The sequence below is a fragment of the Kitasatospora sp. NPDC057512 genome, from assembly GCF_042802135.1.
Lineage (GTDB): Bacteria > Actinomycetota > Actinomycetes > Streptomycetales > Streptomycetaceae > Kitasatospora.
On the sequence record NZ_JBHVET010000592.1, the window covers coordinates 1 to 5,602 of the forward strand.

The window sequence follows — 5,602 nt, forward strand, 5'->3', positions numbered from 1 at the left end:
CGCCCGCACGCGGGCACGCGGCCCCCTCCGACCACCCCACGAAGCACGAAGAACAAGGGACTGAAGCACCATGACTGACGCACTGAAGCGCCTCAGCGACGAAGGCGTTGCGATCTGGCTGGACGACCTCAGCCGCAAGCGGCTGAACTCCGGCAACCTGGCCGAACTGGTGCAGAACAAGCACGTGGTGGGCGTGACCACCAACCCGACCATCTTCCAGAAGGCCATCGCCGGCTCCGGCGACGACTCCTACGACGGCCAGTTGCGCGACCTCGCCGTCCGCAAGGTCACCACCGACGAGGCGATCCGCATGATCACCACCTCGGACGTGCGCGACGCGGCCGACGTGCTGCGCCCGGTCTACGACGCCTCCAACGGCCGCGACGGGCGGGTCTCCATCGAGGTCGACCCGCGCCTGGCGCACGAGACCGCGACCACCGTGGCCGAGGCCAAGCAGCTGTGGTGGCTGGTCGACCGCCCGAACGTCTTCATCAAGATCCCCGCCACCAAGGCCGGCCTGCCCGCGATCGCCGAGGTCATCGGCAAGGGCATCAGCGTCAACGTCACGCTGATCTTCTCGCTGGAGCGCTACAAGGCCGTCATCGACGCCTACCTGACCGGCCTGGAGTCCGCCAAGGCCAAGGGCCTGGACCTCTCCCAGATCGAGTCGGTCGCCTCCTTCTTCGTCTCCCGCGTGGACACCGAGATCGACAAGCGCCTGGACAAGATCGGCGGCGAGGCGAAGGACCTGCGCTCCAAGGCCGCGCTGGCCAACGCCCGCCTCGCCTACCAGGCGTACGAGGAGGTCTTCGGCAGCGTCGACGGCAAGACCGCCGGCAGCGCCCGCTGGGCCGCCCTGGAGGCCGCCGGCGCCAAGCCGCAGCGCCCGCTGTGGGCCTCCACCGGCGTCAAGGACCCGGCCCTGCCGGACACCCTGTACGTCACCGAGCTGGTCGCCCCCGGCACCGTGAACACGATGCCCGAGGCCACCCTGGAGGCCACCGGCGACCACGGCGTGGTCACCGGCAACACCATCGTCCCCAACTACGCCGACGCCAAGGCCGTGCTGGACGCGATCGCCGCCGCCGGCGTGGACTACGACGACGTCGTCCAGCTCCTGGAGGACGAGGGCGTCGAGAAGTTCGAGCAGTCCTGGAACGAGCTGCTCGACACCGTCACCGCCTCGCTCGCCTCCTTCGCCGACGAGAAGTGACCCCTGCTCACAGCCAGCGCACGAAAGCGGAGCCCATCAAGTGAGCACTGATTTCCCCGAGTTGACTCCGGAATCGGACGCGGAAGACCTCCCGCCCGCCCCCGTCAACCCGCTTCGTGACCCCTCCGACCGACGGCTCCCGCGCATCGCGGGGCCGTCCGGTCTGGTCATCTTCGGGGTCACCGGCGACCTGTCCCGCAAGAAGCTGATGCCGGCCATCTACGACCTGGCCAACCGCGGTCTGCTTCCCCCGGGCTTCTCCCTCGTCGGCTTCGCCCGCCGCGAGTGGGACGACGAGGACTTCGCCAAGGAGGTCCACGACGCCGTCCGGGACCACGCCCGCACCCCGTTCCGGGAGGAGGTCTGGCAGCAGCTCGCCAAGGGCATGCGGTTCGTCCACGGAACCTTCGACGACGACGAGGCCTTCGACAAGCTGCGCGAGACCATCGAGGAGCTGGACAAGGCCCAGGGCACCGGCGGCAACTTCGCCTTCTACCTGTCCGTCCCGCCGAAGTTCTTCCCCACCGTCGTCCAGCAGCTCAAGAAGCACGGCCTGGCCGACCCGCCGCAGGGCTCCTGGCGCCGCGCGGTCATCGAGAAGCCCTTCGGCCACGACCTGGAGAGCGCGCAGGAGCTCAACAAGGTCGTCCACGAGGTCTTCCCCCGGGACGAGGTCTTCCGGATCGACCACTACCTGGGCAAGGAGACGGTCCAGAACATCCTGGCGCTGCGCTTCGCCAACCAGATGTTCGAGCCGATCTGGAACCGGTCGTACGTCGACCACGTGCAGATCACCATGGCCGAGGACATCGGCATCGGCGGCCGGGCCGGCTACTACGACGGCATCGGCTCCGCCCGTGACGTGATCCAGAACCACCTGCTCCAGCTGATGGCGCTCACCGCCATCGAGGAGCCCGCCTCCTTCCACCCGAAGGCGCTGGTGGCCGAGAAGCTCAAGGTGCTCAGCGCCGTCAAGCTCCCGGCCGACCTCGGCCGGCACACCGTGCGCGGCCAGTACGCGTCCGGCTGGCAGGGCGGCGAGGAGGTCGTCGGCTACCTGGACGAGGACGGGATCGACCCCGACTCCAAGACCGACACCTACGCGGCCATCAAGCTGGAGATCAACAACCGCCGCTGGGCGGGCGTCCCGTTCTACCTGCGCACCGGCAAGCGCCTGGGCCGCCGGGTCACCGAGATCGCGGTCGTCTTCCAGCGCGCCCCGTACCTGCCCTTCGACTCCTACGCGACCGAGGAGCTGGGGCAGAACGCCCTGGTCATCCGGGTCCAGCCGGACGAGGGCGTGACGGTGCGGTTCGGCTCCAAGGTGCCGGGCACCTCCTTCGAGGTGCGGGACGTCACGATGGACTTCGCCTACGGCGAGTCCTTCACCGAGTCCAGCCCGGAGGCGTACGAGCGGCTCATCCTCGACGTGCTGCTCGGCGACGCCAACCTGTTCCCGCGCCACCAGGAGGTCGAGCTCTCCTGGCAGATCCTCGACCCGATCGAGAAGTACTGGGACACCCACGGCAAGCCCGCCCAGTACGCGGCGGGGACCTGGGGTCCCGTCGAGGCGGACGAGATGCTCGCACGAGACGGCAGGAGCTGGCGCCGGCCATGAAGATCGACCTCACCAACACGACGTCCAGCAAGATCAACGCCGCGCTGATGGAGGCGCGCCGGGCCCGCGGCTCGGGCGCCGCCGGCATGGTGCTCACCCTGGTGATCGTGACCGACGAGGGCAGCGCCTACGACGCCCTCAAGGCCGCCAACGACGCCTCCCGCGAGCACCCGATGCGCACCCTCGCGGTGATCAAGCGCGCCGGGCGCTCGCCCCGGGCCCGCGCCGAGACCCGGCTGGACGCCGAGATCCTGGTCGGCTCGGACGCCGGCTCCGGCGAGACGGTCGTCCTGCGGATGCACGGCGAACTCGCCGCGCACGCCCAGTCGGTGGTCCTGCCGCTGCTGCTGCCGGACGCCCCGACCGTCGTCTGGTGGCCGGACAACGCTCCGCACCACCCGGCGCAGGACCCGCTGGGCTCGATCGCCCAGCGCCGGATCACCGACGCCGTCACCGCCGAGTCCCCGGTCGGCCAGCTCGCCCAGCGCGCGCAGAGCTACACCCCGGGCGACACCGACCTGGCCTGGACCCGCGTCACCGGCTGGCGCTCGATGCTGGCCGCCGCGCTGGACCAGCGGCCGTCCACGATCGTCTCCGCGGTGGTCGAGGGCGAGTCCTACAACCCCAGCGTCGAGCTGCTCGGCCTCTGGCTGACCAACCGGCTCCAGGTGCCGGTCGAGCGGGTCGTCACCAACGGCCCCGGCATCACCGCGGTGCACCTGCGCACCAAGGACGGGGACATCACCCTGGACCGCCCGGACGGCCTGCTGGGCACGCTCTCCATGCCCGGCTCGCCGGACCGCCAGGTGGCGCTCAAGCGGCGCGAGACCTCGGAGCTGATCGCCGAGGAGCTGCGCCGCCTGGACCCGGACGACATCTACGCGACGGCCGTGCGCACGCCCGTCGACCGGCTGCGCGAGCCGGCCAACGCCGAGACGGCGGCGGCCGAGCAGGTCGCCCGCGAGGTCGCGGAGGAGGCCGTCGAGGAGGCCGCCGAGGCGGCCGTGGAGCAGGCCGTGGCCAACCCGGAGCGGGTGACCGCCGGGGCGGCGGAGAAGAAGCCGGCCCGCAAGGCCGCCGGCAAGCGCACCGGCAAGGACGGCGCATGACCAACGCGACCCCGCAGCTGGTCGTCCACCGGGACAAGGAGCTGATGGCCCAGGCGGCCGCGGCCCGGCTGATCACCCGGATCGTGGACGCCCAGGCCGCCCGCGGCAGCGCCTCGGTGGTGCTCACCGGCGGGCGCAACGGCAACGCCCTGCTGGCCGCGATCGCCGCCTCCCCGGCGCGCGACGCGGTCGACTGGGGCCGGCTGGACCTCTGGTGGGGCGACGAGCGGTTCCTGCCCGCCGCCGACCCGGAGCGCAACGCCGTCCAGGCCCGCGCCGAGCTGCTGGACGCCGTCCCGCTCGACCCGGCGCGGGTGCACGAGATGCCCGCCTCGGACGGGGTGGACGGCTCGGACGTGGAGGCCGCCGCCGCCCGCTACGCCGAGGAGCTGGCGAAGGCGGCCGGGCCGGGCGACCGGCTCGGCGTCCCGGCCTTCGACGTGCTGCTGCTCGGCGTCGGCCCGGACACCCACGTCGCCTCGCTCTTCCCCGAGCACCCGGGCGTCCGGGAGACCGAGCTGACCGTGGTCGGCGTGCGCGGGGCCCCCAAGCCCCCGCCGACCCGGGTCTCGCTCACCCTCCCGGCGATCCGCACCGCCCGCGAGGTCTGGCTGCTGGCCGCCGGCGAGGACAAGGCGGGCGCGGTCGCGCTGGCCCTGTCCGGCCCCGGCGAGCTCCAGGCACCCGCCTCCGGCGCGTACGGCCGCAGCCGCACCCTGTGGCTGCTGGACCGGGCCGCCGCGGAGCGGATCCCGCCGCAGCTCTACCCGCCGGCCTCGGCCTGACCGGCTCCGGCAACGCCGAAGGGCGCCACCGTCACCGACGGGGGCGCCCTTCGCGCTGTTCTGCCCGGACCGTTGCGTTCCGCTCCGGCGCTCTGCTCAGATCTCGCCGCGGAGCTTCGCCAGCGCCTCGGCCAGGATCGCCTCGCCGTCGGCGTCGGTGCGCCGCTCGCGGACGTAGGCGAGGTGGGTCTTGTACGGCTCGTTGCGCGAGGGCGCCGGCGGGTTGTGCTGGTCCTGGCCGGCCGGGAATCCGCAGCGCGGGCAGTCCCAGGTGTCCGGGATCGCCGCTTCGGCCGCGAAGCTGGGACGGGTCTCGTGCTTGTTCGCGCACCAGAAGGAGATCCGGTTGCGCGGGGCGGACTCGCCGCGCTCCGCCTCGCCCATCGGGCCGGCCCCGACCCTGCTGCCACGGATGGCATTGCCACTTGCCACGGTCTGACTCCCTGCGTACTGGTGCGCCGACCCGCCGCGGTGCGCGTCGGTGGCGAAAGTCGTCCTAGTGTAAGCAGGAGTTAAGCCTCCGCCACCACCGCCTCCGCACCCGACCGTCCCAGGATAGGCGCTCGGGCGACGGGGCGTCAGGGTTACGTCAGACCGAGCTCTTCATCAGCAGGCCGAGGACGATGATGGAGGCGAACCAGCCCACGCCGACCACGATGGTGATGCGGTCCAGGTTGCGCTCGGCCACCGCCGAACCACCGCCGGTGGACATCGCGCCACCGCCGAACATGTCGGACAGGCCGCCGCCCTTCCCCTTGTGCAGCAGCACCAGAAGGATCATCAGCAGACTGAAGATGATCAGGGCAATCGAGAACCCGAGAACCACGACGGGACCAACTCTCTCGTATCTTCGGCGAAGGGGCCGGGCCGCGTACGG

Annotated in this window: 6 protein-coding genes; 4 read left to right on the forward strand and 2 right to left on the reverse strand. The window is 71.8% G+C overall.

Translation table 11 applies throughout. The features are described 5' to 3' along the window. Positions 1-70: 70 nt before the first annotated feature. The 4 genes from tal (at position 71) to pgl (ending at position 4,725) form a co-directional block, all read left to right on the forward strand. On the forward strand, positions 71-1,213 hold the full coding sequence (tal, locus tag ACFU6K_RS29805) for a transaldolase (RefSeq protein ID WP_380668209.1): 1,143 nt from the start codon (positions 71-73) through the stop codon (positions 1,211-1,213). A 61-nt stretch (positions 1,214-1,274) separates the two neighbouring features. Continuing rightward, positions 1,275-2,831: a glucose-6-phosphate dehydrogenase gene (gene zwf / locus ACFU6K_RS29810; RefSeq protein WP_380668213.1), complete on the forward strand. Its 1,557-nt coding sequence runs from the start codon at positions 1,275-1,277 to the stop codon at positions 2,829-2,831. Next, a complete protein-coding gene (gene opcA / locus ACFU6K_RS29815) occupies positions 2,828-3,940 on the forward strand; it encodes a glucose-6-phosphate dehydrogenase assembly protein OpcA (RefSeq protein WP_380668211.1) in 1,113 nt (370 codons plus the stop codon). Before zwf ends, opcA begins: the two co-directional genes overlap by 4 nt. Then, a complete protein-coding gene (pgl, locus tag ACFU6K_RS29820; RefSeq protein WP_049649616.1) occupies positions 3,937-4,725 on the forward strand; it encodes a 6-phosphogluconolactonase in 789 nt (262 codons plus the stop codon). Before opcA ends, pgl begins: the two co-directional genes overlap by 4 nt. 96 nt (positions 4,726-4,821) lie before the next feature. On the opposite strand, the gene ACFU6K_RS29825 is transcribed toward pgl, so the two are convergent. Then, positions 4,822-5,109, reverse strand: coding sequence for an RNA polymerase-binding protein RbpA (locus tag ACFU6K_RS29825; RefSeq protein WP_030238413.1), 288 nt, complete (start codon positions 5,107-5,109; stop codon positions 4,822-4,824). 205 nt (positions 5,110-5,314) lie between these two features. Then, positions 5,315-5,551 (reverse strand): preprotein translocase subunit SecG, encoded by a 237-nt coding sequence (gene secG / locus ACFU6K_RS29830; protein ID WP_380668215.1) that lies wholly within the window; start codon positions 5,549-5,551, stop codon positions 5,315-5,317. Positions 5,552-5,602 lie beyond the last annotated feature (51 nt).

Bases quoted from the DNA above. Each gene is read 5' to 3' on its own strand.
- tal (WP_380668209.1), top strand. From the start codon at position 71: ATGACTGACGCACTGAAGCGCCTCAGCGACGAAGGCGTTGCGATCTGG.
- pgl (WP_049649616.1), top strand. From the start codon at position 3,937: ATGACCAACGCGACCCCGCAGCTGGTCGTCCACCGGGACAAGGAGCTG.
- ACFU6K_RS29825 (WP_030238413.1), bottom strand. From the start codon at position 5,109: ATGGGCGAGGCGGAGCGCGGCGAGTCCGCCCCGCGCAACCGGATCTCC.
- opcA (WP_380668211.1), top strand. From the start codon at position 2,828: ATGAAGATCGACCTCACCAACACGACGTCCAGCAAGATCAACGCCGCG.